The sequence below is a fragment of the Jiangella muralis genome, assembly GCF_001270745.1.
Taxonomy (GTDB): domain Bacteria; phylum Actinomycetota; class Actinomycetes; order Jiangellales; family Jiangellaceae; genus Jiangella; species Jiangella muralis.
Window position 1 is genome coordinate 224,768 of sequence record NZ_KQ434757.1, and the last position, 24,376, is coordinate 249,143.

Consider the following 24,376-nt stretch of genomic DNA (forward strand, 5'->3'; position numbering starts at 1 on the left):
GCCGAGTCTGTCGGTGCCCGCCCGTAGGGTGGGCACCCTCCCTAGAGGGGCGGGTCATACCTACCCGTCGTTCGCGGCCTACCCGTCGTTCGCACCAGCGCCACTGGCCGCCGGAGTCCGCGGCAGCCGCAACGCGGCCACCAGTCCCAACAGCCCGGCGGCCGCGAGCACGACCATCGCCAGCCCGTAGGCACGGTCCGGCGTGGCCGTCAGCCCGGCCACCAGCACGGTGCCGGCGATCGCCGTCCCCAGCGTCGAGCCGAGGTTCGAGACGCTGCGCGACAGGCCGGAGATCTCACCCTGCAGGTCCTCACCGAAGCTGGACTGGACGACGTTCACCGACGGCGTCAGCATCAGGCCCAGCCCGAGGCCGATCACCAGCAGGCCCGGCGCGAACGCCCATACCGACGGCGACCCGATCACCAGTGCCAGCAGCACCCCGATCCCGACAATCGCCAGGACGAAACCGGCGACGATCAGCGTGCGCTGCGCCCGTCGCCGGGCCAACCGCTCCGCCGTCAGCGACGACACCAGCAGGCCGGCCGTCGCGGCGGTGAAGATCACGCCCGTTTCGATGGCGTCGTACCCGCGCACCACCTGCAGGAACGTCGCGACGACGAAGGACGTGCCGAGCAGTATCAGCCACTGGGCGTTCTGTGTGACCAGCCCGAGGTTCGCGGTCCGGCTGCGGAACACCGCGGTGGACAGCAGCGGCTCCTCACCGGCCCGCTCCTTCGCCCGGATCGACCACACGAACCCCGCCAGCAGCAGCGCGCCGGCGACCAGCAGCACCACCATCAGCACCGCGCTGTTGTCGGCCGCCAGGATGCCCATGACCACCGCCGCCAGCCCGACCGCCGACAACACCGCGCCCCGCACGTCGAACGGACGACTGGGGTCGGGCGGCAGCGGGTCGCGCAGGTCGCGGCTGAGCCAGACGATCACGGCGACCACCAGCGCCTGGAACACGAACGCCGCGCGCCAGCTGATCGCCCACGTGATCAGCCCGCCGATCAGCGGCCCGGCCGCGCCGCCGACCCCGCCCATCGCGCTGATCAGGCCGAACGCCCGCGCCCGCGACGTCACCTCGGTGAACAGCAGCGTCGCCAGGATGTAGACCGGCGGGATCAGCAGCGCCGTCCCGACGCCCTCCAAGATCGAGTTGCCCAGGATCAGCACGCCGAGTCCGGGCGCCGCGGCGCTGAGCAGCGCGCCGACGCCGTAGATCGTCAGGCCGACCCGGAAGCACAGCTTGCGCCCGTACTTGTCCGTCAGCTTGCCGCCCGGGATCATCAGCGCCGCCATCACCAGCAGGAACACGGTGATCGCGACCTGGACGCCCTGCACGCTGGTGTCCAGGTCACGGCTGATGTCGTTGATCATCACGTTCATGTTCGAGCCGGCGAAGCTGCAGATGAACTGCGCGAGCGCGAGCGGGACCAGAACCTTCCGCAGCGCCTTCGCCGGCCGGCCCGACGACATCGTGTGCTCGGCCACGGTGCACCCCTGCCCTTGATGCTGGCACGGCGGCGGGGCCGCGGCCAGTGATCAGCGGCGGTCGGTGATGATCCGCGGCCGGGCCGGGTCGGTGTGGTCGACGACGAGGTCGGCGCGGTCCAGCGGCCGGTCCCGCTCGCGGTAGAGCGCCTGGGCGGGCAGGTAGCGGTGGGTGTACCGCTCGACGACGCGCTGCTCGCCGCCGAACAGGTCGCGGTCGCGGACCACGGCGCGGCGCAGCGTCTCGTCCGGCTCGACGTGCAGGTAGACGCTGAGCTCCCACGCGTCGCGGAGCTCCGGGCGCAGCAGCAGCACCCCGTCGACGATGACGACGGCGTCGGGCGGCGCCTCGGCGGTGGCCCGCTCCGTCGGGCGGCCGGCCCGGTAGTCGAAGGTCGACCGTAGGTAGCGACGATCACCGCCGGGGCCGAGCGGGCGGAGCACATCGTCGCGGATGGCGTCCAGGTCGAACGCGTCGAGGTAGTAGCCCTCCGCCGACAGGGGACCGCGCCGCGACCGCACCTCCGGCGGCTGGTGGAAGTCGTCGACGCCGAGCCGGATCACCGGCCGGACGCCGTCGAGCGTCGCGGCGAGCTCGTCGGCGAACGTCGTCTTCCCGGCCGCGTCCGGCCCGTCGACGGCGACGCGGACCGGGTGGCCGGGATCGCGCGCCCGCAACGTCGTCGCGATCGATTCCAGCAGTCGCTGGCGTTCCATGTCCGGGCCCTTCTCTCGGCGTTCGGCGATTGTCCCCTGGTTGGCTGCGGGTGCGTGCTAGCCTGCCGCGCGGTTCTGCCACCTCTTGCTGGGACGTCCCCCATGTCGTTGTCGTTCGTCCGCCGCGCCGCCATGCTCTGCGCCGGCGTCGTCCTCGCCCTCACCGCATGCGGCTCCTCCGACGACGACCCGTCCGCGGGCGGGACGGACACCCCGGCCCCGACCTCGGCGGCGCCGTCGGAGGAGCCGACGTCGGACCCGACGACCGAGCCGCCGGCGGAACCGTCGGAGCCACCCGCGGAGACGCCCGCCGAGACCCCGGCCGCGCCGCCGGCCGGCGGGTCGGGGTCGCCGGAGACCACCGACGCGGCGATCACGCGATTCGAGACGTTCCTGCACGCGCTCGGCGCGGCCGACGTCCCGACGATGTGCGCCATCGCCGGCCCGGCGGCCGCGCAGGCCGAGGCGGACGGCTTCGGCCCGTGCGAGTCGACCATGGCGATCATGGCGGGCATGGTGTCGGAGGAGCAGCTGACCGCGCTGCAGACCGCCACCGTCGACCCCGAGCTGGTCGACGACAGCACGCCCAGCCAGGTGACGATCCCGATCGAGGCCGTGGTGGCCGACGCCTCGTTCAGCGAGGAAGAGCTGGGCGACACCGTCCTCGCCTACCAGGACGGCGACTGGTTCATCGTCGACTAGGGATCCTTGCTCTTCGCCAGGAAGTAGGCGAACGACCGCCCGGCGCCCTTCGGGTTCGGCTCGTCCAGCCGCGCCACCACCGTCAGCCCCGCCTCGTCGATGAGGGCCGCGATGCGCTCGCCCGGCAGCAGGTACCACTCGTACGAGACCGGGTGCCCGCCGTACGCCTCGGCCGGGCGCAGGTGCTCGTCCTGGCCGAGGTGGGTGGCCAGCAGCAGGTGGCCGCCCGGCGCGAGCACCCGGCGGAACTCGGCGAACACGGCCGGCAGATGCGCGGGCGGCGTGTGGTGAGTGGAGAAGTGCGCGACGAGGCCGCCCAGGCCGCCGTCGGGGAGGTCGAGCGCCGTCATGGAGCCGACCGAGAACGCCAGCTCCGGGTGCGCCGCGCGGGCCAGCTCGACCATGCGCGGCGAGAGGTCGATGCCCGACACGTCCAGCCCGTGCCCCGCCAGCTCGGCCGTCAAGCCACCCGGCCCGCACCCGACGTCGGCCACCGGTCCCTTGCTCTCGGCCAGCACGACCTCGGCGAACGCGCGCAGCATGGCGTGGCCCAGCGGTCCCAGCCGCGACGGCGGGAACCGCTCGACATAGGTGTCGGCGACGGTGTCGTAGGAGCTGCTGATGGCGGCGAGGAACGCGGGTTCGGTCACACGGCCGACGCTAGCCGCCGCCACCGACAGCCTCGCCTGAGTCCCCCTCGGCAACCGGCGGGCCGGACGCAGTCCGCATGAGTGGCCGGAGCGGGTTGTACGGGCGGGGACGGGTGACCTGAGCGCCAACAGTTGGCGCTCATGTCAACACGTCGGATCGCAACAGCCCCAGCACAGGCCGCGGCGGTGAAGAAATCTCCACCCAGCGGGCCGAACGCCGTCGGCATGAGTGGCCGGAACCGGTGGTACGGGCGGGGACGGGTGACCTGAGCGCCAACAGTTGGCGCTCATGTCAACACGTCGGATCGCAACAGCCCCAGCACAGGCCGCGGCGGCACCGGCAAGCGCTTGCCGACGGGCGGTTCGTCTGTTTGACTCCGCTCTGTCAGGTCTAGGCCTCTGCCGAGGAGGACCCGTGGAACTCAGTCGCCGCCGAGTGCTGTCGATCCTGTCCGCCGCGGGCCTGGCCGCGGTCGTCCACCCGCCGCCAGTGGGAGCGGCCCGCGCGGCCGCCACCGCCAACCCGGCCACAGCAGGCACCGACCGGCTGCTCGCCAACACCGGCACGATCTTCGCCGGCACGCCGGACGTCAACGCGCACCCGGCCGTGGCCGCGAAACTGGCCGCCATCGACCGGACCGCCGCCACCTGGCGGGCCGCCCTCGACGGCGCCGGCGCGGGCGAGTTGTTCGCCGCCCTGCCGCTCGGGACCAGCGACCCGAACCTCAACGCGACCTTCCAGCACCTCTACGAGATCGCGCTGGCGACCGCCACCCCGGGCGCAGCCCTGCACGGCGACGCCACCGCCCAGACGCAAGTGCGAGACGGCCTGCGATGGCTGTACGACCACTACTACGGCGACCAGCAGGCCGGCTACTACGGCAACTGGTTCACCTGGGAAATCGGCGTCTCGACGCACGTCGGCAAGACCCTCGCACTGCTCGGTGAGACCGGCGACCTCGTCCAGACCTACGTCGCCTCCATGGACGCGTACCTGCGCAACGGCATCGACGGCGACGTGAACCTGGACTCCCGCTTCCACACCGGCGCCAACCTCGCCGACATCACGACCAACCGGATGATCCAGGGCGCCCTGCTCGGCGACGAGGCGCGCATCCGCAAGGCGATCGAGGACCAGCTCACCGTCTTCGCGACGATCGACCCGTACGCGCTGCGGCACGGCAACACCGACGGCTACTACGCGGACGGCTCGTTCATCCAGCACCACTCGGTCGCGTACACCGGCGCGTACGGCCGCGCGCTGCTGACCCGCGTCGTGCAGACGCTGAAGATCCTGGAAGGCACCGGGTTCGCCGACGGCGCCGTGCTGGCCCCGATCGTGCAGCGGTGGGTGACCGACGGGTTCGCGCCGCTGATCTTCGAGGGCTGGATGATGGAGATCGTCAAGGGGCGGTCGGTCTCGCGCACGTCGACGGGGTACACCGACGTCGCGCAGGTGGTCGAGGCCGTCGTCGACCTCGCCGGCCACGTGCCCGACCCGGCGCCGCTGCGCGGCTACGTGAAGTTCATCCGGTCGACGTCGCGGGCGGCGCTGGACCCGGCGACGTTCGTCTCGCCGGTCAGCGTCGCACGCTTCGCCGACCTCATCGCCGACGACACGGTCGAGCCCGCCGACCTCAACCCGCGCGAGCGCTGCGTCGCCTTCAACGCCATGGACAAGACGGTGCACCGCCGCCCCGGCTACGCGTTCGCGCTGGCCCGCAGCTCGGACCGGATCAGCAAGTACGAGTACATGAGCGGCGAGAACCTGCTGTCGTGGTTCCAGGGCGACGGCGCGCACTACCTGTACCTGTCCGGCGGCGACCAGACGCAGGCGTTCGGCGTCGACTACTTCACGACGGTGTCGCCGTACGGCCTCGCGGGCGTGACGGCGCCGGTCGAGGAGCGGCGGACGATCCCGCAGCTCTACGGCACGCCGTACTACGACAACCCGGGCCACCCGCTGAACTTCACGTCCTCGTCGGAGTCGCAGAACGCCTACGTGTACTTCCCACGCGGCACGAACGCGCACTCCGGCGGCGCGACACTGGACGCGTACGGCGCCGCGGCCCTGGTCCAGTCCAGCGACGTCGCGTGGCGCGACAAGGCGGAGGGCATCCTGCCGGACGACTTCGTCGTGTACCGCAACGCCACGGCGACGAAGTCGTGGTTCCTGTTCGACGACGAGATCGTCGTGCTCGCGGCCGGGGTCGGAGGCGACGCGGGCCGGGCGGCGACGACGTCGGTCGACGCGCGCATCGCGGGGGCGGCGGACCCGGTGACGGCCGCCGGCGCGCTGCGCTCCGGCGGCGCGTGGACCGGGCCCGGCACCGCCGATCTCGCCTGGCTGCGCTGGGCGAACCCGTCCCAGGACGCCGCCGTCGGCTACGTGTTCCTCTCCGCGCAGCCGGTCCGCGTCGCGCTCGACACCATCACCCGCAGCCGCCGCGTCGTCCGCACCGCGAACCCGGACACCGCCGTGACCAAGCGGGTCCTCGGGGTGACGATCGACCACCCGGCCGGCGCGGCACCGGCCGCGCTGGCCTACGCGCTGGTCCCGAACGCGACGGAGGCGGCGCTGACGGCGTACGCGGACGGCCCGCTGGAGGTACTCGCGAACACCACCGGCGTCCAGGCCGTGCGCCACACCGGGCTCCAGCTGACCGGCGTCAACACGTTCACCGCCGGCCGGCACGACGCCGGCGGGCTGCGCGTCGACGGACCGGCGTCGGTGCTGACGCGGGCCCGGGCCGGCCGGCTCACCAACGTCGCGGTGTCGGACCCGACGATGGACCGCGACGTCGTCGAGGTCGTCGTCACCGGCCGGACGCTGACCCGCGTGGCCGGCGACCGCGCCGTCACCGTCCGGCACACGACCGAGGGCACGCTGCTGCGCGTCGCGACCCGGCATGCCTACGGCCGCTCGCTCACCGTGACGCTGCGCGGCTGACCGTCTGCCCCGGACCGAGGAGGTGCGTCAGCGCTTCTTTGTCGACGGGATGATCTCGATCTTGGACTTCGCGTCGGCCTTGGCGGCCTTGTCGGCGCGCTTCTCCTTGAGCGACTTGCCGGCCTTCTTGGTCAGGTGTTGTCGCGGCGACTTGTCGGCCATGGCTGCTCTCCCTGTTCGGGGAGCCTGGTCAGCCCCTTGTGGTGGCCACAGTACGCCTCATTCGCCGTCGTCAGGACTGGGCGATCTTGGCGGCGACGGCCAGCTCGTCGACGAGGTCGTTCATGGGGTCGCCGGAGTGGCCCTTGACCCAGTGGAAGACGACGTCGCCGCGGTCCTCGACGAGGTCGACGAACGGCTCCCAGAGGTCGCGGTTGGCCACCGGCGACTTGGTGGACGTGACCCAGCCGCGCGTGCGCCAGTTGCGCCACCAGCCGTCGCGGAAGCAGTTGACGACGTAGGCGGAGTCGCTGACGACGACCAGCGGGCCGGACAGCGCCTTGACCGCCTCGAGCGCCGCCGTGATCTCCATGCGCTGGTTGGTGGTGCTCGGCGCGGACCCGGACGCGGACCGCTCGCGCGAGATGGCCCACGCCCAGCCGCCCGGGCCGGGCGTGCCGGAGCAGGCGCCGTCGGTGTAGACCTCGACCGCGCCCTCGGGCGCCACCATGGCCGGCGGACGCGGCCGCTTGGCCCGCGCCGGTTTCGCGGCGAGTTCGGCGTCGCCGGGGACCGGGATCAGGGCGGGCGCGCCGGCGCAGGCCGCGTGCACCCAGGCGCGGTTGCGGCCGTTGCCCGAGCTCTCGAGCTCGTCGCCGGGATGGATGTCTCCACCGCACGCACCACACCGGCCGGCGTACTTCGCGAGCACGAGCACCTCTCCCTTCGACGAACGGACTCCCGGCACCTTACCCGCGGCCGCCGACGGGACCGTGGATCACACTCGGCGCCGCAGCAGGACGCTCGCGAGGGCGACGTCGGCGGGGTCCAGCGCGGCCTTGCCGTCCTCGATCTCCCAGAGCGCGTTCTGCAGGACGCGGCCCAGCGTCCAGCCCGCGGCCCGCCGTCGATCGACGCCGGTCAGCTCGCCGAGCAGGTCGAACCGGCGCAGCACGACGCGCTCGAGCCCACCGGTGACGACATCGTCCCAGCGGCTGTTCAGCGCCGGCCACAGGTCGAAGCCGGGATCGCCGGCCAGCGGCACGGGATCGATCGCCAGCCACGGCTCCCGCCCGCCGGCCAGGACGTTCTCGTCGTGCAGGTCCCAGTGCAGCAGGCGGTCGCCGGACTCGGGCAGCAGCTCCGCGACGGCGGCCGCGCAGGTCTCGACCAGCCGGCGTTCGGCGGGGTCGGCCAGCGACGGCACCGCCTCGGGCGCAGCGGCGACCATCGCCGCGGCGACGTCGGCCAGCCGCGGCAGGCCGTCCGGCGCGGGCCGCGTGGTCAGCCGGGCCAGCAGCCCGCCGAGCACCGTCATGACGGCGTCGTCGTCGCGCAGCGCCGCCAGCGGCCGCCCGCCGTCGAGCCGCTCCAGCAGCATCGCGCCGGTGCCGGCGTCATGGTCGAGCAGCCGGACGGCGCCGTCGCCGGCCCACGTCCGCAGCCCGACGACGGCGGCCGCGGACTCCTCGTTGGCCGGCTGCAGCCGGAGCACCGCGGGCCTGCCGTCGGCCCGGACGACCGGCTGGACCAGCGCCGCCATGCCGTTCGCGGCCGGCCCGTCCGGGCGCAGCTCCCACTGCTCAATGGTCACGGCCAGCAGCCGGGGCAGGTCCGCCAGCCAGGCCCGCCCGGCGTCGTCGCGCCCGTACGACGCGACGAGCGTCGGTGGAGCCTCGTCGATGATCACCCCGCCATCGTAGGAACCGCCGCTCAGTCGGCGAGGTAGCGGGCCAGGTACTCGGCGGTGTACGTCGACCCGTCAGCGGCCAGGGCGGCGGGCGTGCCCTCGAACACGACGCGGCCGCCGTCGTGGCCGGCGCCGGGGCCGAGGTCGATCACCCAGTCGGCGGCCGCGACGACGTCGAGGTTGTGCTCGATGACGATGAGGGTGTTGCCGTCGTCGACCAGCCGGTGCAGCAGCGCGACCAGGTGCTCGACGTCGGCGAGGTGCAGGCCGGTGGTGGGCTCGTCGAGCACGTAGAGCTTGCCGCCGACGACCAGCTCGCTGGCCAGCTTCAGCCGCTGCCGCTCGCCGCCGGACAGCGTGGTGAGGGTCTGGCCGAGCGTGAGGTAGTCGAGGCCGACGTCGCTGAGGCGCTGCAGCGTGGGCCGGATCGCCTTCTCGGTGAAGAACTCCAGCGCCTCGGCGACGCTCAGCTCGAACACGTCGGCGATCGACCGGCCGCGCACGAGGTGCTGCTGCGCCTCGTCCTTGAACCGGCGGCCGCGGCAGACCTCGCAGATCGTCGTGACACCGTCCATGAACGCGAGGTCGGTGAAGATGACCCCGGCGCCCTGGCACTCCGGGCAGCCGCCGTCGGAGTTCGGGCTGAACAGCGCCGCCGGCGCGCCCGTCGCCCGGGCGAACAGCGACCGGATCGGGTCGAGCACGCCGGTGAACGTCGCCGGGCTGGACCGCCGCGACCCGCGCACCGGGCTCTGGTCCAGCATGATGGCGTCGGGGCGGACGGCGGGCAGATGGCCGCGGATCAGGCTGCTCTTCCCCGACCCCGCCACCCCCGTGACGACCGTCAGCACCCCCAGCGGCAGGTCGACGGTGACGTCGCGCAGGTTGTGCGTCGACGCGTGCTCGACGCGCACGTGCCCCGACGGCGTCCGTACGGCGCCGGCGTCGCGCGTCACCCGGGCCGCCCGCAGCCCCAGCCCCGTCCGCGTCTCCGACTTCACCAGCCCGTCGTAGGACCCCTCGTACGTGACGGCGCCACCCGCCCGCCCCGCCCCCGGCCCCATGTCGATGCAGTGGTCCGCGATGGCCATGATCTCCGGATCGTGCTCCACGACGACCACCGTGTTGCCCTTGTCGCGCAGCTCGATCAGCAGCTCGCCGAGGCGGTGCACGTCGCGCGGGTGCAGCCCGACCGTCGGCTCGTCGAACACGTACAGCAGGTCGGACAGGCTGCTGCCGAGGTGCCGGACCATCTTCACCCGTTGCGACTCGCCACCCGACAGCGTCGACGTGGCGCGGTCGAGGCTGAGGTAGCCGAGGCCCAGGATGCCCAGCCGCTCGACCTGCTCCGCGGCGTCCTGCACCAGCGGCGCGACCGACGGCTCGTCGATGGCCCGGATGACGTCGACCAGGTCGTCGGCCTGCAGGGCGTTGAGGTCGGCGATGGAGCGGCCGTCGATCAGCGACGAGCGCGGGCCCTCCGCCAGCCGCGTCCCCCCGCAGTCCGGGCACACCCCGCGCGTGACGATGCGCTCGAACGCCTCACGCGTCTTGCCCTTGTAGGCGTCGGCCTCCTTGTGCAGGTAGAGCCGGTTGAACCGGGCGATGACGCCCTCGTAGCTGGTGACCTCGTCGTTCGGCGCCTTCAGCTCGCCCTGCTCGGCGTACATGAGGATGCGCCACTGCTCGTCGGTGTACTCACGCAGCGGCACCGACGGGTCGAAGAATCCGCTCCGCGCGTAGGACCGCCAGAACCAGTGCCCCACGCCGAACGCCGGCCAGTCCAGCGCGCCGTCCTCGAGCGACCGGTCGCGGTCGACCAGCTGCGACTCGTCCACCACGCTCACGACGCCCAGCCCCTGGCACGCCGGGCACATCCCCTGCGGGTCGTTGAACGAGAACGCGTTGGAGTACCCGGCGAACGGCCGCCCGGCACGGGAGAAGACCAGCCGTAGCCGGGCGCCGATGTCGGTCACGGTGCCGACGGTGGACCGCGCGCCGCCGCCGAGCCGCTTCTGGTCGACGACGGTGACGGCGCACAGGTGCGCCATGCGGTCGACGTCGGGCTGGCCATAGCTGGGCAGCCGGTTCCGCGCGAACGCGCTGAACGTGGCGTTGAGCTGGCGTTGCGACTCGGCGGCCAGGGTGTCGAAGACCAGCGACGACTTGCCCGACCCGGACACGCCGGTGACCACGGTCAGCTGGAGTTTCGGGATGTCGACGTCGATGTTCTTGAGGGTGTGCTCACGGGCACCACGGACCTCGATATGGCCGTGTCGGGCCAGTGTCATCGGTTCAGCCTCCGGTAGGCAGCAGCGGACAGCGGCGCGAACACCGCCACCATCAGGATCGGCCATATCACTGACAACTCCTGTCCGTGATCGGCCGGCCAACTTCCACCGGCGACGCCGGGGTTGCCGAACAGCTCGCGCACCGCGTCGGCCGTCGCCGAGAGCGGGTTCCACTCCGCCACGGCGCCCAGCCACGACGGCATCGTCGCCGGGTCGAGGAACACCGTGGACAGGAACCCGACCGGCCAGACCATGATCTGCACCGCCGCGACGGCCTCCGGGCCGGACGCCTTCAGGCCGGCCCACACGCCCACCCACAGCAGCCCGAACCGCAGCAGGAGCAGCAGCCCGTACGCCGCCAGCACCTCGCCCGGACCGGCCGACCACCGCCAGCCCAGCGCGAACCCGGCCAGCGTCATCGCGGCCAGCCCGGCCACCGACGCGGCGAGGTCGGCGAGGCACCGCCCGGCGACCACCGACCCGCTGTGCAGCGGCAGCGACCGGAACCGGTCCGTCACCCCGCGCGACGCGTCGGCCGTGATCGCCGCCATCGTGGTCTCGAGCCCGAACAGCATCGTCAGCGCCAGCACGCCGGGCACGACGAATGGAACGTAGTCGCCCGCGCTGCCGGCGATGGCGCCGCCGAACAGGCCGCCCATCATCAGCACGATCAGCACCGGGAACAGCAGCGTCACCACGAACGGCACCGGCTGCGCCCGCCAGTGCCCGAACGTGCGACCGGCCAGCACCAGCGAGCCATGGACCAGCGAACTCATCGCGTCCCCTCCGAGACCGTGTTGACGTGCATGAAGACGTCGTCGAGCGTGGGCCGGCGGACGGCGACGTCGACCGGCGCCAGGCCGGCCCCGGCCAGCGCCGCACAGAACCCAGTGACGGCGCCCGCGTCGGCCACCGGGACGGCGACGCCCACGCCGGACACCTCCACCGGCCCGACGGCGTACCGCCCGGCCGCCCGCCCCGCCGCCGCGGCGTCGTCCGGTGCTCCGAACCGCGCCTCGACCCGCGTCTCCCCGATCAGCGACGTCAGCTCGGCCGGGCTGCCCTCCAGCACGACCCGGCCGTCGCGGAGCATGGCCACGTGGTCGGCCAGCTCGTCGGCCTCTTCCAGATACTGCGTGGTGAGCAGCACCGTGACGCCGTCGTCCACCAGCCGCCGGACCGTCGCCCACACGTCGCGGCGGGCGTCCGGGTCGAGGCCGGTCGTCGGCTCGTCGACGAACAGCACCGACGGCGGCACGACCAGGCTCGCGGCGAGGTCGAGCCGGCGTCGCATGCCGCCCGAGTAGGTGCCCACGGCGCGCCCGGCCGCGTCGGACAGTCCGAACCGCGAGATCAACTCGTCCGCCCGGGCCCGCGCGGCGGCCTTGGCCAGCCCGCGCAGCCGGCCGAACAGCACCAGGTTGGCCCGGCCGCCCAGGATCTCGTCGACGGCGGCGTTCTGCCCGACCAGCCCGATGGCCCGCCGTACGCCGTCGCCGTCGGTCCGCACGTCGTGTCCCGCCACCGTCGCCGCGCCGTCGTCCATGGCCAGCAAGGTCGTCATGATCCGTACCGCCGTCGTCTTGCCCGCGCCGTTGCGGCCCAGCAGCGCGCACACCGTCCCGGCGGCGACCCGCAGGTCGAACCCGTCCAGCGCCGGCCGCTCCGCCCCGCGGTAGTGCTTGCGCACCGCCCGCGCCTCGATGGCTGCGTCCACTCACCCTCCTCGTCGTCGATTGTCCGTACAGTGTACGGTACAACGTACGGAAGGTGAGAGGATATTTCCGTGCCCTCGAACGCGCCCCGCCCGTCCGACCCCAGCCGGCTGGTCTCACTGCTCTGGGAGCCGTCCGACCGGCCCGGCCGCACCGGGCTCACGAAGCAGGCCGTGGTCGAGAACGCCATCGCCATCGCCGACGCCGAGGGCATCGGCGCGCTCACCATGCGGCGGGTCGCCGACCGCCTCGGCGTCGGCGCGATGACCCTCTACACGCACGTCCCGGGCAAGCCCGAGCTGGTCGAGCTGATGATCGACGCCGTCGCCGGCGAGGCGTACGCCGACGGCGCGCTGCCGGGCGAGCAGGACGGCTGGCGGGCCGGGCTGCGGCACATCGCCGAGCGCAACTGGCGCCACCACCTGCGGCACCCGTGGACCGTCGAGGTGGTGCCCGGACGGCCGGTGCTCGGGCCCGGCGTCTCCGCGAAGTACGAGCTGGAGCTGGCGCCGCTGGACGGCATCGGGCTGTCCGACCTCGAGATGGACCAGGTGCTGTGCGGCGTGCTCGCGCTGGTCGAGTCGACGGCGCGGCAGCAGGTCGGCCTCGACCGCGTGCGCGCCGGCGGCGGCGACCTCGACTGGTGGGCGACGGTGAGTCCGGCGCTCGCGCGGTCGATGAGCGGATCCCGGTTCCCGCTGGCCGAGCGGGTCGGCGCAGCATCCGGCGAGGCGGTCGAGGCGGGCGACCCGCACGCCGTCATGCGACTGTCGCTGGAGCTCCTCCTCGACGGCGTCGCCGGCCGGCTGCGCTGACCCGCGTCAGGCCGCCGACGGCGCCCCGTCAGTGAGGAACGCGGTCTGGGTGAGGTGCACCCTGGTCCCGCCGCGCTCCGGGACCAGGGCGAACGCGACCAGCAGCGGCGGGCGTCCACCGTACTCGGGCGAGGACGAGCGGTAGCAGATCCGCCGCGGCGGGTCGGCGTCGACGACGGCGAGCGCGACCGTCCCCGACCCGGCGATGACCGTGTTGCGCCACATCAGCTCGCCCCGTGCGCCCACGACCGGCTCGAACCGTTGATCGTCGGGCCACCACCGGCGCAGGTGCTCGGGCCGGCTGAGCACCTCGTAGACCACATGCGGAGGCGCCTCGACGTGGATGACGCGTTCGATGGAGCCCTGCTCCACCGGGTCGATCACGGGCTACTGCGCCGGCGCCGGGAACGCGGTGCCCTGGTCGTAGATCGACAGCCAGCGGCCGCGCTCGAACGTGTACGTCACAACGGTGAGCGCGCGCGACTTGAAGCCGACACGGGGCAGCTCGTAGGTGGCGTCGTACTCGATGGTCGCGGTCTTGCAGCCGTGGACGTGCCGGTCGATCTCGGTCCACGTCCAGATCGCCTCGCGGTTCTCGAAGTGGCTCTTCTGCGCGGCCATGATCGCGTCGATGCCCGAGAACCGGTGGCCGCTGGCGAAGACGCTGACGGCGTCCTCGTGGTGGCCGTCGCGCCACGTCTCGGCGTCGAAGTCGCGGAACGACTCCATGTCGGCCCGCTGCGCCTCGTCGAACCTCGCGGCGCACCCGCGGTTCTCGCCGCGCGCGTCGTCGGTCGCCGCCGCGATGCCGGGCAGCGCCACCGCGCCCGCGGCCAGCACCGCGACGAGCGTCCGTACCGTGTTCTTTCGCATCGTCACCCCTCTGTCGTCCTGCCGATGCCCGGCACGCTAGCCAGGTCCGGACGGCGTCCGCTGGGCCACAGCGAGGGGTTCCGCGCTGAGCCGGTCACGGCGGGGTCACCGACACCCCTAGGCTCAGGCTCCATGGACCTGCACGTGCGGCTGGACGGCCGGGGCGACCTGTCCGGGCAGCTGTACCGGCAGGTCCGCGCGGCGATCCTGGCCGGACGGCTGCCGGCCGGACAGCCGCTGCCGCCGTCCCGCGAGCTGGCCGGCGACCTCGGCATCGCGCGCAACACCGTCAGCATGGCCTACGACCGGCTGGCCGCCGAGGGCTTCCTCACCGCCCGTCCCGGCGTCGGCACCTTCGTCGCCGACGACCTCGCCCAGGACGGACCGTCCGGCGACGACGATGACCAGGTCGCCCTCGCGCCGCGGGCGGTGTGGGCCGGGCTGCCCGAGGCGACCGACCTCGCCTCGGCCGACGCCGAGTACGACTTCCGGCCCGGTGTCCCGGACGCGACGCTGTTCCCGTACGCGACGTGGCGCCGGGTGACCGCCCGCCAGCTGCGCGCGTCGGCGGTCGGGACGGGCGCGCACATCGCGTCGGCCGGGCACCCGCCACTGCGGGCCGCCATCGCCCGCCACGTCGCCGTCGCTCGTGGCGTCCCGGCGTCGGCCGACGACGTGATCGTGACCAGCGGCAGCCAGCAGGCCGTCGACCTCCTCACCCGGGTCCTGCTGGCGCCCGGCGACGTCGTCGCGGTCGAGGATCCCGGGTACCCGCTGCCGCGCAGGATGCTGACGTCGTCCGGCTTCACCGTGGTGCCGGTCCCGGTGGACGCTGACGGCCTGGTGGTCGGCTCGCTGCCGGACACCGCCCGCCTGGTCTACGTCACGCCGTCGCATCAGTTCCCGCTCGGCCCGTCGATGTCGCTGGGGCGGCGGCTGGCGCTGCTGGAGTGGGCCCGGCGGACCGGCGCCCTGATCGTCGAGGACGACTACGACAGCGAGTTCCGGTTCGCCGGGCGCCCGTTCGAGCCGCTGGCCGGGCTCGGCGCCCCCGGCCACGTCGCCTATGTCGGCTCGTTCTCGAAGACGCTGCTGCCCACGCTGCGCCTCGGCTTCGTCGTCGCGCCGCGATCCCTGCGCGACGCCATGCACAAGGCCAAGCAACTGCTCGACTGGCACACCGCGGTGCCCGCCCAGGCGGCGCTCGCCGAGCTGATCGACGACGGCCTGTTCGCCCGGCACCTCAAGGCGATGCGCCGCGTGTACGCGCGGCGGCACCACCTGGTGACGTCGCTGCTGCGCCGCGACTTCGCCGGCCTGCTCGAACCGGTCCCGTCGCTGGTCGGCCTGCACGTGACGGCGCTGCTCACCGACCCCTCCGCCGACGACGTCGAGGTCGCCGCCCGCGCCCGCTCGGCCGGGGTCGAGGTGCTGCCGCTGTCGCCGCTGGCGATGACGCACCCGGTCCAGGGGCTGGCGCTCGGCTACGGGGCGATCGCCGACGACCGCATCGCCGCCGGCCTCGCCCGCCTCCGCGAGAGCCTGCCCTGAGGACTCCCAGCGACGAAACGGACCCACCATGCCTCCTGTGCACGTCCGCCCTTACGACGACGCCGACGCGCCGAACTGGCTTCGCTGCCGGCTCCTGAGCTTCTTCACCACCCAGTACTACGACGATGTCGTCACGCGGCGGCCCCGCTACGACGAACCATCGATCCAGCTCGTGGCGGCCGACTGCGCCGAGATCGTCGGAATCCTCGACGTGAGCATCGGGGCCGGCGCCGCCACGATCGAGACCGTGGCCGTTCTGCCCGAGCACTCGCGTGCGGGCATCGCCACCCGGCTGCTGCACGCCGCGCTTCCCGAGCTCGAACAACGGGAACTCCCGACCCTGGATGCATGGACGCGGGAGGACCCGGCGGCCAACGCGTGGTACCGGCGCAACGGGTTCCGCGAGGAGCACCGCTACCTGCACGTCTACCAGGACTGGGACGAGCGCGACGCCGAGTCCACCGCGCACGGCGACCTCGGCACGCCCGTCCGGGTGTTCGCCCATGCCCCGATCGAACGGGAAGCGCAGCTGCGCGCCCGGTTCCGCCGGGTCCATGTGTGCCGGCAGTACGTGCTGAGCCTCGCACGCTAGACCGCGGTCAGCTCCAGCGTGAGCACCTGGGCCGGGTTCAGCGTCGGAGCCTGCAGGCCGACCGTCGCGAGCACCCGGCCGGGGAGCTCCACCGCGCCCGCCTCCAGCCAGGCCGCCGGCCGGGCCCACCGCGGCAACGCGCTGCTCAACCCCGGCACCGGAACGACCCGGTAGGTGGTGGACGGGTCGAGGCCGGGCAGGCGCAGGCGGGGCGGGATGTCGGCGGTCATCGTCTCCAGGGCGACGTAGCTGAACACCGCCTGACCCGGGCCCACCACGCCATGGAGGACGTGCGCGTCGTCGGTGTCGGCGCGGACGACGCGGCCGGTGTGCAGGAGCGGACGCAGCCGCTTGTACGTCGCCGCCCACTCGCGCAGCACGGCGAGCTCGGACGGCGAGCACTCGGTGATGTCCCACTCGATGCCGGCGTGCCCGAACAACGCCGTGGCGCAGCGCAGCTCCAGCGAGGTCACCCGCCCCGACACGTGCGTGTGCGACGGGCCGACATGCGCGCCGATCAGCTCCGGCGGCAGCAGCAGCGACGTCCACCGCTGGATCGCCTGGCGGTCCAGCGGGTCGTTGCTGTCCGACGCCCACACGCGGTCGGTGCGCTGGATGATGCCGAGGTCGACCCGGGCGCCGCCGGACGAGCACGACTCGATCTCCAGCGCCGGGTGCCGCGACCGCAGCTCGTCCAGCAGCCGGTACACGGCGGCGGTCTGCTCGTGCACGCCGGCGCGGCCCTCGTGGACGGCCTCCAGCAGGTCGCGGTTGTGGTCCCACTTGAGGTAGTCGATGCCGTACTCGCTCACCAGCGCGTCCAGCCGTTCCAGCAGGTAGGCGTAGGCCTTCGGGTTCGCGACGTCGACGGTGTGCTGGTTGCGCCATTCCCGTGGCACCCGCGAAGGGTCGTTGAGCAGCCAGTCGGGGTGCTCCTCGACCAGCCGCGACCGCGGGTTCGCCATCTCCGGCTCCACCCACAGCCCGAACTGCATGCCCAGCGACTTCACGTGGTCGACCAGCGGGTGCAGCCCGTCCGGCCACAGGTCGGGGTCGACGTACCAGTCGCCGAGGCCGCCGAGGTCGTTGCGGCGGCCGAGGAACCAGCCGTCGTCGACGACGAAGCGCTCGACCCCCACCGACGCCGCGACATCGGCCAGCCCGCGCATCCGATCGAGGTCGTGGTCGAAATAGACCGCCTCCCACGTGTTCAGCACCAGCGGCCGCGGCGTCGACGGGTGCGCCGGCCGGGACCGCAGCGACGCGTGCAGCCGCGAGGACAACCCGTCCAGCCCGGAGTCGGAGTAGACGAAGTACACGTCCGGCGTCGCGTACGACTCCCCCGGCGCCAGCACGACCTCGCCGGATGCCAGCAGCTCACCGGCGCCCAGCGTCGACCAGCCCTCGGCGACCCGCTCCGCGTCGTGCACCGTCCAGCCGCTCCAGCCGGCGTGCACGCCCCACACCTCGCCGGACCCGAAACCGAACCCGGCCGAGCCGGCCACCAGCAGCCCGGTGTGCGAGTGGCCGGTGCGCCCGCGCCGCGTCTCCAGCGACCGGATGCCGGGCCGGAACGCCTCGCGCTGCGGGATCTTCTCCAGCCCCCACCGGCCACTGAAGTGCAGCAGCTCGGCGGCGTGGTCGGGCACCGGCAGGACGGCGCGCAGCCCGCCCACCGTCCACGCACTGGAACCCTCGTTGGTGAGCATGTGCCGCACCCGCAGCACACCGGCATCGTCGAGGACGAGCGAGCTGACGACGGACACACCGGCGTCCGAATCGCGCGACGTCACCTCGACGCCGCCGCCGTCAGGCGCGACGGAGACCTCGACCGGCGCCAGCCGCAGGTGCGGGTAGGCACGGTCGCGCGCTCCCTCGACGCCGAGCCGCCCGGCCCACCGGCCCACCCGTCGGCCTGGGCCGGCAGCAGCGACGGCGCCGCCGGGTCGGCCGGCGCCCCACCTCTCCGGCCGGGGACCGCCACGGACCGCAGCGCAGCGCCGTCGACCCCGGGGCCGAGGTCGGCGCCCCAGTGCAGCACCCGCGGCAGCCACGGCGTGTCCAGGTCGAGCACCAGGCCGGCACCGGCCCGGGCCAGCACCACCAGCGACAGGTCCATCGGGCGAATCTCCCTCACGCGGCGACACGTCCGGACCAGCCTGTCAGACCCCGCGCAGCGGTCCGGCGGCGGCCGCCTCGAGCTCCTTGACCAGCGCGTCGACCGCGGCGAGCGCGTCGGCGCCCAGCCGCCCCCACGGCGCCCGGGCCGACCCCGCGTCCGGCCCGAACCGGTTGATCAGCTCCTTGACGACCGCGATCGAGCCCCACCGGTCGGCGACCGCGGCGATCTGCCGGAACGGACGGTGCAGCGCCAGCGCCGACTCGACCTCGCCGGCCAGGATCCGCGACCGCACCTCGCGGGCCACCGGCGCCAGCACGTTGTACAGGCTGCCGATGGCACCGGTCGCGCCGCAGGCCACAGCGGCCGGCAGCAGCTCGTCCTTGCCGAAGTAGACGCGGACGCCGTCGGCGGCCTCGCGGGTGCGGATGAACTCCAGCAGGTCGCCGTCGGTGAACTTGACGGCGCGCAGGCTCGGCACCCGGGCGGCGGCCTGCTCGACCACCGCCGACGGCGCCGCGCGCAGCCCCGTCATCGACGGGATGTGGTAGTAGCACAGCGGGACGTCCGGCGCGGCCGACGCGATCTCGGCCAGGTAGTCGACGATCGCCGTGACCGAGGGCGGCTCGCCGTAGAACGGCGCCACCGCGGCGATCAGGTCGACGCCGGCGTCGGCCGCGTGCCGGGCCAGCCGCCGCGCGTCCACCAGGCTGAGGTCGCCCACGTGCGCCCCGAGCAGCAGGCGGTCGCCGCGGTGCTCGGCCCACGCGCCGATCAGCTCGGCCCGCTCGTCCACCGTCAGCGCCATCGACTCACCGGTGGTGCCGCCGACGAACGCGCCGTCGATGCCCAGCTCGACCAGGTGCGCTGCCTGGGCGGGCACGACCTCGGCGGCCAGGCTCTCGTCGGCCCGGAACGGGGTCGGCGTCGCCGCCCACAGCTCGAACGAGTCGGTGGTCTCTGTGCTCATGCACTGCTCTCCTCTAGTACTAGCTCTTGGTGGCACCGGCGGTGAGGCCGCCGACGATGTAGCGCTGCAGGAAGACGAAGACGACGATGATCGGCAGCGCGACCACGACGGAGACGGCCATCAGGTCGTTCCAGCGGGTCCCGAACGAGTTCGTCAGCCCGGCCAGCACGACGGTGATCGGCTGCATGCCCGCGTCCGACGCCAGCGCCAGCCCGAACACGAACTCGCCCCAGGCGCCGAGGAAGCTGATGACCGCGACGGTGATCACCCCCGGCACCGAGACCGGCAGCGCGACCCGCAGGAACGCCGTCCAGGTGTTGCAGCCGTCGATCTTGGCGGCCTCGATCACCTCGCCCGGCACCGACAGGAAGTACGGCCGCAGGATCGTGATGGCCAGCGGGATCGCCAGCGAGCAGTTCGCCAGGATCAGCCCCACGTACGAGTTCACCAGGTCGGCCCGGCTGAAGATCACGAACATCGGCAGCGCGAGGTTCACCGCCGGGATCATCTGCACGACCAGGAACAGCAGCATCAGCAGCGCGACGAACCGCACCCGCAGCCGGGCCAGCGCGTACGCCGCCGGCACCGCGACCGCCAGCGACACGACGGTCGTCCCGACGGCGATGACGGTGCTGTTCAGCAGCCCGCGGCCGATGCCGGCGTGGTTGACGACCGTCTCGGTGTACGACGTCAGGCTGATCGGCGACGGGAACAGGTCCGGCGGCGTGGAGAAGATGTCCGAGGACTGCTTCAGTGACGTCGCCAGCATCCAGTACACCGGCAGCAGGTAGACGACGGTGATGAGCACGCCGCCCACGCTCAGCCAGCCGCGCTTGCGCCGGGCCGCCGTCACGACAGTTCCTCGCGGCGCAGCGAGCGGAAGTAGAAGACCGACAGGCCGAGCGGCACCACCAGCATCAGCGTCGTCGCGACGGCGCCGGTGTCGAACCGGAAGAACTCGAACGCCTCGTTGTAGGCGTAGATCGGCAGGATCATCGTCGCCTCGCCCGGACCGCCGCGGGTCATCAGGAACACCGTGTCGAAGGTCTTGAAGGTGGAGATGAAGCAGAGCAGCAGCGCCGTCAGGTTGACCGGCTTCAGCAGCGGCAGCGTCACACTGGTGAACCGCCGCCACGCGCCCGCGCCGTCGATCTTCGCGGCCTCGTACAACGTGTCCGGGATGCCCTGCAGGCCGGCCAGCAGCAGGATCATGATGAACGGCGTGAACGACCACGCCGTCGCGATGACCACGGCGAACAGCGCCGGCACCGGCCGGGCCAGCCAGAACACGTCGCCGTCGACCAGCCCGACCGCGCCGAGCAGCGTGTTGATCAGCCCGTAGCTGCCGTCGAGCATCCAGCGCCAGACGTTCGCGCTGACGACCGTCGGCAGGATCCAGGCGAGCAGCAGCAGCGACCGCATGAGGTTGCGGCCCGGGAAGCGCTGGTTGAAGTAGACCGCCAGCGCCATGCCGAGCGCGAACGCGACGGCCACGGCGAGCCCGGTGTAGAGCAGCGAGATCACCAGCGCGTGCCAGAAGGAGTCCCGGCCCAGCTGGTCGGCGTAGTTCTCCCAGCCGACCCATTCGGCCCCGCCCGTGACGATCTGGGCGACGCCGACGTCACGGAAGCTGAGGTCGATGTTGAAGATCAGCGGGTAGAGCACGGTCGCCGCGACGAAGAGGACCGCGGGGACGACGAACAGGTGGTCGCCCCAGCGCCGGGCCCGCCGAGGGGCCCGGGCCGGAGTGGTGCTCGCCGTTCCCGGCGGGGCGACGGTGGTGGTCACTCGACGTTCGCCAGCGCCTCGTCGATCTGGCCCTGCGCGTCGGCCAGCGCGTCCTGGACACTCGCCCCGCCGCCCGCGGCGGCCTGCAGCGCGCCCTGGATGCGGGTCAGCACCTCCGACGACGCGGCCGCGAGGTCGCCCTCGGGCGCCCACGCCTGCTGCAGTTGCTCGGCGAAGATGGCCCGGACCGGGTCGTCGCCGGTGTCGACGTCGTCGCGCGCGGCCAGCTTGTTGCGCTCCGGCAGGTACTCGGCCAGCACGTCCGGCTGCTGCATCCACGCGATGACGTCCCACGCGGCGTCCGCGTTCTCCGTCGACGTGCTGATGGCGAGGTTCTCCTGGCTGAGGAACGTCGACGCCTGGACGTCGGACGGCAGCAGCGCGACGTTCCACCGCAGCTCCGGGTTCTCCTCGGCCAGGATGCTCAGGTAGGTCGCCGAGTTGATCATCATCGCGGCCTGGCCGTTGGCGAACTGGTTCTTGACGTCCTCCTCGTTCCAGGTGAGGACACCGCCGGACACCGCGCCGCCGGCGATCATGTCCGCGAACTGGGTGAGCGCCGTGGCACCGGCCTCGGTGTCGATGTCGGCGGGGTCGCCGCCGGCCGCGAGCAGCCGGATCACCAGCGCCGTCGCCCCCTCGTCACCCTCGATGCCGCTGAACGCGAGGCCGTAGCGCTCGCCGTCGGACAACCGGGTGGCGTGGTCCTGCATCTCCGCCCACGTGGTCGGGGGCTCGAGGCCGGCCTCGGCCAGCATGGTCTCGTTGTAGTAGACGGCGTACGCGTCGGCCACGTGCGGGACGGCATAGGTGGCGCCGTCGACCTGCGTGGTCTCCCAGCCGGTCTCGAAGTAGGCGTCGGCCTCGCCCCACTCGTCGACGCGGTCGCTGAGGTCCTGGATGACCCCGGCGTCGGCCAGCGCCTGCGTGCTGAAGCCGTTGATCAGCGCGATGTCCGGCAGGTCGCCGCCGGCCGCGGACTGCAGCAGCGTGCGGGTGAAGTCGCCGAACGGGATGTGCCGCGCCTCGATGGTGACGCCGTCGTGCTCGTCCTCGTACCGGTCGAGCAGGCCCTGCAACGCCGCCCCCGTCGGGGTGTCCGGCGTCCCGTAGTAGTGCCACAGCGAGAGCGTCGTCGTGCCGCCGTCGCCACCGCTGGCCTCGTCGTCGGAGCCGCCGCTGCCGCACGCGGCGAGCAGTCCCGCCGCGGCGAGCACCCCCACCGCCCGTGCCGTCCATGCGGCCGCCGACCGCCCGCCTGTCGTACCCATGACACCTCCCTGTGTCCGCGATTCGCGCCTCGCGGAGACAGTAGTCAGATATCCCATATCCCGTCAATGGGTGGATCTGCGGCAGCAGATCCAGGGTGATGACGGACTCAGACGGCCGGTCCGCCGGACACGTAGACCACCTGCCCGGTGACGAAGCCGGCATCGGGACTGACCAGGTACGACGCGGTGTGCGCGATGTCTTCGGGGTGGCCCACCCGGCCGACCGGGATGGACTCGGCGGCGATGCGCTGGTGCTCCTCGACGTCGCGGCCCAGCCGCCGTGCCGTGGCCGCCGTCATGTCGCTGACGATGAACCCGGGCGCGATCGCGTTGACGGTGACCCCGTTCCGGCCGAGCTCGAGCGCCAGCGACTTGGTGAAGCCGAGCAACCCGGCCTTCGCGCTGGAGTAGTGCGACCGGCCGTCGTCGCCGAGCGCGGAGACGCTGGAGACGTTGACGATGCGCCCCCAGCCGGCCGCGACCAGGTGCCCGACGACGGCGCGGGTGACCAGGAAGTGCCCGCGCAGGTTGATGCCGAGCAACTGGTCCCACTGCTCGACGGTCATCTCGGTGATGGCGGCGGGCGGGCCGACGCCGGCGTTGTTCACCAGCACGGTGGGCGCTCCGAGTTCGGCGACGACCTGGTCGGTCGCGGCCGTCACGGCGGCCTCGTCGGCGATGTCGCAGCGCAGGCCGATGGCGCGCCCGCCGGCGGCGGTGATGGCGGCCGCGGTCTCCACGGCGCCGGATTCATTCAGGTCCAGAACGGCGACGGCATGTCCGTCGCGGGCCAGCCGTGCGGCGACGGCTGCGCCGATGCCATGGGCGCCGCCGGTCACGACGGCCACCGGGGTGTCGGGTCGAGTCATGGGCAGCAGCATCGCGCCAGCTCCCATGATCATCAACCTTTCGCGCTGCCCTGACGACACAAAAGGTTGATGATCATGGGGCGGCGGGGAACCGGAGCACCACCTGAAGCGCCTCGGCCGGACGGTGGTCGAGCAGCTCGAACGCGCCGGCCACCTCCGTCACCGGCAGGACGTGCGACAGCAGCGGGGCGACGTCCAGGCGGCCGGACGCGACCAGGTCCATGACCACCTGCAGCAGCCGGTCGTGGTTCCACCGGTCGCCGAGGGCCCGCGGCGTGCCGCCGATCTGGCTGGCCACGATCTCGACCCGGTTGTGGTGGAACTCCTCCCCCAGTAGCAGCCCACCCGCCTCACCCTGATAGAAGCCGGCCGCCACGACCCGTCCGCCAGGACGCACCGACCGGATCGCCTCGTGCAACGCGCGGTAGTTGCCACTCAGCTCGATCGCCGTGTCGGCGCCGACCCCACCGGTGACCGACCGCACCGCGACCGCCGCACCGCCGGCCACGTCCGCCGGGACCGCCCGCACCGCGCCGAACCGCGACGCCAGCGCGACCCGGTCCGGCAACCCGTCGACCGCCACCACGGAGCCGCCGTTGAGCTCCGCGAGCCGGGTGGCCAGCAGCCCGATGACGCCCTGGCCGAAGATCGCCACGTGCTCGCCGAGGTGCACGTCGGCGGCGAGCACGGCGTTCAGCGCGATGGCGCCGACCCGTGCGAACACGCCGTGCACCGGGTCGACGCCGGCCGGGAGCAGCCGTCGCGCGGCGATGACGGCCGGCACGACCGTCTCGGCGCGGTGGCCCCAGATGCCGTAGACGACGTCGCCGACCCGCGGCGTCGCGACGTCCGGCGCGACCTCGGTGACCTGCCCGACCTCCTGGTAGCCCCAGCCGGAGACGGGGTAGGTGAACGCCGGCGCGCCGTCGGTGAACAGCCGCGCCGCCGCGTCCCACGTCTTCGTCAGGTACGGGTTGGAGCCGCGGTAGGCGGTCAGCTCGGTGCCGGCGGAGATGCCGGAGTACCAGGTGGCGATGCGAACCTGCCCCGCACCCAGCGGCGATGCCGCCTCCTCGGCCACGCCGACCTGACCGGGTCCGGTGAACTGCACGACCAGCGGCATGGGCTCTCCAATTTAGTCCAGCAAGCGTACAGAT

At 73.0% G+C, this 24,376-nt stretch carries 24 protein-coding genes; 5 read left to right on the forward strand and 19 right to left on the reverse strand.

The features are described from left to right. Positions 1-78 precede the first annotated feature (78 nt). A complete protein-coding gene (locus tag ACW62_RS14515) occupies positions 79-1,482 on the reverse strand; it encodes an MFS transporter (protein WP_053204918.1) in 1,404 nt (467 codons plus the stop codon). A gap of 66 nt (positions 1,483-1,548) precedes the next feature. Beyond that, entirely contained in the window at positions 1,549-2,214 is a 666-nt protein-coding gene (locus ACW62_RS14520) for a nucleoside/nucleotide kinase family protein (RefSeq protein WP_053204817.1), read from the reverse strand. Positions 2,215-2,316: 102 nt separating this feature from the next. Here ACW62_RS14520 and ACW62_RS14525 point away from each other — a divergent pair, with 102 nt between their 5' ends. Continuing rightward, on the forward strand, positions 2,317-2,916 hold the full coding sequence (locus ACW62_RS14525; protein ID WP_053204818.1) for a hypothetical protein: 600 nt from the start codon (positions 2,317-2,319) through the stop codon (positions 2,914-2,916). On the opposite strand, the gene ACW62_RS14530 is transcribed toward ACW62_RS14525, so the two are convergent. Further along, positions 2,913-3,566, reverse strand: coding sequence for a class I SAM-dependent methyltransferase (locus tag ACW62_RS14530; protein ID WP_053204819.1), 654 nt, complete (start codon positions 3,564-3,566; stop codon positions 2,913-2,915). The genes ACW62_RS14525 and ACW62_RS14530 overlap by 4 nt on opposite strands. A gap of 415 nt (positions 3,567-3,981) precedes the next feature. Between ACW62_RS14530 and ACW62_RS14535 the strand changes: the two genes are divergently transcribed. Beyond that, positions 3,982-6,516: a polysaccharide lyase family 8 super-sandwich domain-containing protein gene (locus ACW62_RS14535; protein WP_053204820.1), complete on the forward strand. Its 2,535-nt coding sequence runs from the start codon at positions 3,982-3,984 to the stop codon at positions 6,514-6,516. A gap of 27 nt (positions 6,517-6,543) precedes the next feature. Here ACW62_RS14535 and ACW62_RS36185 read toward each other — a convergent pair whose 3' ends face one another. From ACW62_RS36185 to ACW62_RS14560, 6 genes are all read right to left on the reverse strand, one after another. Further along, positions 6,544-6,678: a hypothetical protein gene (locus ACW62_RS36185; RefSeq protein WP_276202952.1), complete on the reverse strand. Its 135-nt coding sequence runs from the start codon at positions 6,676-6,678 to the stop codon at positions 6,544-6,546. A 70-nt stretch (positions 6,679-6,748) separates the two neighbouring features. After that, the gene (locus ACW62_RS14540) at positions 6,749-7,393 is read right to left on the reverse strand and encodes a ribonuclease H family protein (protein ID WP_205629351.1); all 645 of its coding nucleotides are present in this window, start codon (positions 7,391-7,393) and stop codon (positions 6,749-6,751) included. A gap of 60 nt (positions 7,394-7,453) precedes the next feature. After that, positions 7,454-8,365 carry an aminoglycoside phosphotransferase family protein gene (locus ACW62_RS14545; protein ID WP_205629352.1) on the reverse strand — a complete coding sequence of 304 codons (912 nt, stop codon included), beginning with the start codon at positions 8,363-8,365 and terminating at the stop codon, positions 7,454-7,456. A 23-nt stretch (positions 8,366-8,388) separates the two neighbouring features. Then, the gene (locus ACW62_RS14550) at positions 8,389-10,656 is read right to left on the reverse strand and encodes an ATP-binding cassette domain-containing protein (protein ID WP_053204821.1); all 2,268 of its coding nucleotides are present in this window, start codon (positions 10,654-10,656) and stop codon (positions 8,389-8,391) included. Continuing rightward, positions 10,653-11,432, reverse strand: coding sequence for an ABC transporter permease (locus ACW62_RS14555; RefSeq protein WP_053204822.1), 780 nt, complete (start codon positions 11,430-11,432; stop codon positions 10,653-10,655). The genes ACW62_RS14550 and ACW62_RS14555 overlap by 4 nt, the downstream gene beginning before the upstream one ends. Further along, positions 11,429-12,373 (reverse strand): ABC transporter ATP-binding protein, encoded by a 945-nt coding sequence (locus ACW62_RS14560; RefSeq protein WP_053204823.1) that lies wholly within the window; start codon positions 12,371-12,373, stop codon positions 11,429-11,431. The genes ACW62_RS14555 and ACW62_RS14560 overlap by 4 nt, the downstream gene beginning before the upstream one ends. A 69-nt stretch (positions 12,374-12,442) precedes the next feature. Between ACW62_RS14560 and ACW62_RS14565 the strand changes: the two genes are divergently transcribed. Further along, complete coding sequence (locus ACW62_RS14565) at positions 12,443-13,186, forward strand: TetR/AcrR family transcriptional regulator (RefSeq protein WP_053204824.1); 744 nt, start codon at positions 12,443-12,445, stop codon at positions 13,184-13,186. 6 nt (positions 13,187-13,192) lie between these two features. Here the strand turns inward: ACW62_RS14565 and ACW62_RS14570 are convergent, their stop codons facing one another. Both ACW62_RS14570 and ACW62_RS14575 read right to left on the reverse strand, forming a co-directional pair. Then, positions 13,193-13,570, reverse strand: coding sequence for an SRPBCC domain-containing protein (locus ACW62_RS14570; protein WP_083459754.1), 378 nt, complete (start codon positions 13,568-13,570; stop codon positions 13,193-13,195). Between the two features lie 3 nt (positions 13,571-13,573). Further along, a complete protein-coding gene (locus ACW62_RS14575; RefSeq protein ID WP_157574756.1) occupies positions 13,574-14,059 on the reverse strand; it encodes a Cif family virulence factor in 486 nt (161 codons plus the stop codon). Between the two features lie 132 nt (positions 14,060-14,191). Between ACW62_RS14575 and pdxR the strand changes: the two genes are divergently transcribed. Together pdxR and ACW62_RS14585 are read left to right on the forward strand one after the other, a co-directional pair. After that, entirely contained in the window at positions 14,192-15,610 is a 1,419-nt protein-coding gene (gene pdxR, locus ACW62_RS14580; RefSeq protein WP_053204827.1) for a MocR-like pyridoxine biosynthesis transcription factor PdxR, read from the forward strand. A 37-nt stretch (positions 15,611-15,647) separates the two neighbouring features. Continuing rightward, positions 15,648-16,202 carry a GNAT family N-acetyltransferase gene (locus ACW62_RS14585; RefSeq protein ID WP_205629353.1) on the forward strand — a complete coding sequence of 185 codons (555 nt, stop codon included), beginning with the start codon at positions 15,648-15,650 and terminating at the stop codon, positions 16,200-16,202. On the opposite strand, the gene ACW62_RS14590 is transcribed toward ACW62_RS14585, so the two are convergent. The 8 genes from ACW62_RS14590 to ACW62_RS14620 all read right to left on the reverse strand — a co-directional run bounded on the left by ACW62_RS14590 (position 16,199) and on the right by ACW62_RS14620 (position 24,342). Further along, on the reverse strand, positions 16,199-18,109 hold the full coding sequence (locus tag ACW62_RS14590) for an alpha-galactosidase (protein ID WP_205629354.1): 1,911 nt from the start codon (positions 18,107-18,109) through the stop codon (positions 16,199-16,201). The genes ACW62_RS14585 and ACW62_RS14590 overlap by 4 nt on opposite strands. After that, positions 17,992-18,339, reverse strand: a complete 348-nt coding sequence (locus tag ACW62_RS35245; protein WP_205629355.1) for a hypothetical protein — start codon at positions 18,337-18,339, stop codon at positions 17,992-17,994. Before ACW62_RS35245 ends, ACW62_RS14590 begins: the two co-directional genes overlap by 118 nt. 25 nt (positions 18,340-18,364) lie before the next feature. Continuing rightward, positions 18,365-19,291 (reverse strand): dihydrodipicolinate synthase family protein, encoded by a 927-nt coding sequence (locus tag ACW62_RS14595; RefSeq protein ID WP_053204829.1) that lies wholly within the window; start codon positions 19,289-19,291, stop codon positions 18,365-18,367. A 19-nt stretch (positions 19,292-19,310) separates the two neighbouring features. Then, positions 19,311-20,144 (reverse strand): carbohydrate ABC transporter permease, encoded by an 834-nt coding sequence (locus ACW62_RS14600; protein WP_053204830.1) that lies wholly within the window; start codon positions 20,142-20,144, stop codon positions 19,311-19,313. After that, a complete protein-coding gene (locus ACW62_RS14605; protein WP_053204831.1) occupies positions 20,141-21,079 on the reverse strand; it encodes a carbohydrate ABC transporter permease in 939 nt (312 codons plus the stop codon). Before ACW62_RS14605 ends, ACW62_RS14600 begins: the two co-directional genes overlap by 4 nt. Continuing rightward, the gene (locus ACW62_RS14610) at positions 21,076-22,350 is read right to left on the reverse strand and encodes an ABC transporter substrate-binding protein (RefSeq protein WP_169792058.1); all 1,275 of its coding nucleotides are present in this window, start codon (positions 22,348-22,350) and stop codon (positions 21,076-21,078) included. Before ACW62_RS14610 ends, ACW62_RS14605 begins: the two co-directional genes overlap by 4 nt. A 107-nt stretch (positions 22,351-22,457) precedes the next feature. Then, positions 22,458-23,219 carry an SDR family NAD(P)-dependent oxidoreductase gene (locus tag ACW62_RS14615; RefSeq protein WP_053204921.1) on the reverse strand — a complete coding sequence of 254 codons (762 nt, stop codon included), beginning with the start codon at positions 23,217-23,219 and terminating at the stop codon, positions 22,458-22,460. Between the two features lie 73 nt (positions 23,220-23,292). Then, complete coding sequence (locus ACW62_RS14620; RefSeq protein WP_053204833.1) at positions 23,293-24,342, reverse strand: zinc-dependent alcohol dehydrogenase; 1,050 nt, start codon at positions 24,340-24,342, stop codon at positions 23,293-23,295. Positions 24,343-24,376: the final 34 nt, after the last annotated feature.

Excerpts from the sequence above, each read along its gene's own strand:
- ACW62_RS14620 (WP_053204833.1), bottom strand. The coding sequence starts at position 24,342 with ATGCCGCTGGTCGTGCAGTTCACCGGACCCGGTCAGGTCGGCGTGGCC.
- ACW62_RS14615 (WP_053204921.1), bottom strand. The coding sequence starts at position 23,219 with ATGACTCGACCCGACACCCCGGTGGCCGTCGTGACCGGCGGCGCCCAT.
- ACW62_RS14610 (WP_169792058.1), bottom strand. The coding sequence starts at position 22,350 with ATGGGTACGACAGGCGGGCGGTCGGCGGCCGCATGGACGGCACGGGCG.
- ACW62_RS14555 (WP_053204822.1), bottom strand. The coding sequence starts at position 11,432 with ATGAGTTCGCTGGTCCATGGCTCGCTGGTGCTGGCCGGTCGCACGTTC.
- ACW62_RS14515 (WP_053204918.1), bottom strand. The coding sequence starts at position 1,482 with ATGTCGTCGGGCCGGCCGGCGAAGGCGCTGCGGAAGGTTCTGGTCCCG.
- ACW62_RS36185 (WP_276202952.1), bottom strand. The coding sequence starts at position 6,678 with ATGGCCGACAAGTCGCCGCGACAACACCTGACCAAGAAGGCCGGCAAG.
- ACW62_RS14595 (WP_053204829.1), bottom strand. The coding sequence starts at position 19,291 with ATGAGCACAGAGACCACCGACTCGTTCGAGCTGTGGGCGGCGACGCCG.
- pdxR (WP_053204827.1), top strand. The coding sequence starts at position 14,192 with ATGGACCTGCACGTGCGGCTGGACGGCCGGGGCGACCTGTCCGGGCAG.
- ACW62_RS14525 (WP_053204818.1), top strand. The coding sequence starts at position 2,317 with ATGTCGTTGTCGTTCGTCCGCCGCGCCGCCATGCTCTGCGCCGGCGTC.
- ACW62_RS14520 (WP_053204817.1), bottom strand. The coding sequence starts at position 2,214 with ATGGAACGCCAGCGACTGCTGGAATCGATCGCGACGACGTTGCGGGCG.
- ACW62_RS14575 (WP_157574756.1), bottom strand. The coding sequence starts at position 14,059 with ATGCGAAAGAACACGGTACGGACGCTCGTCGCGGTGCTGGCCGCGGGC.
- ACW62_RS14550 (WP_053204821.1), bottom strand. The coding sequence starts at position 10,656 with ATGACACTGGCCCGACACGGCCATATCGAGGTCCGTGGTGCCCGTGAG.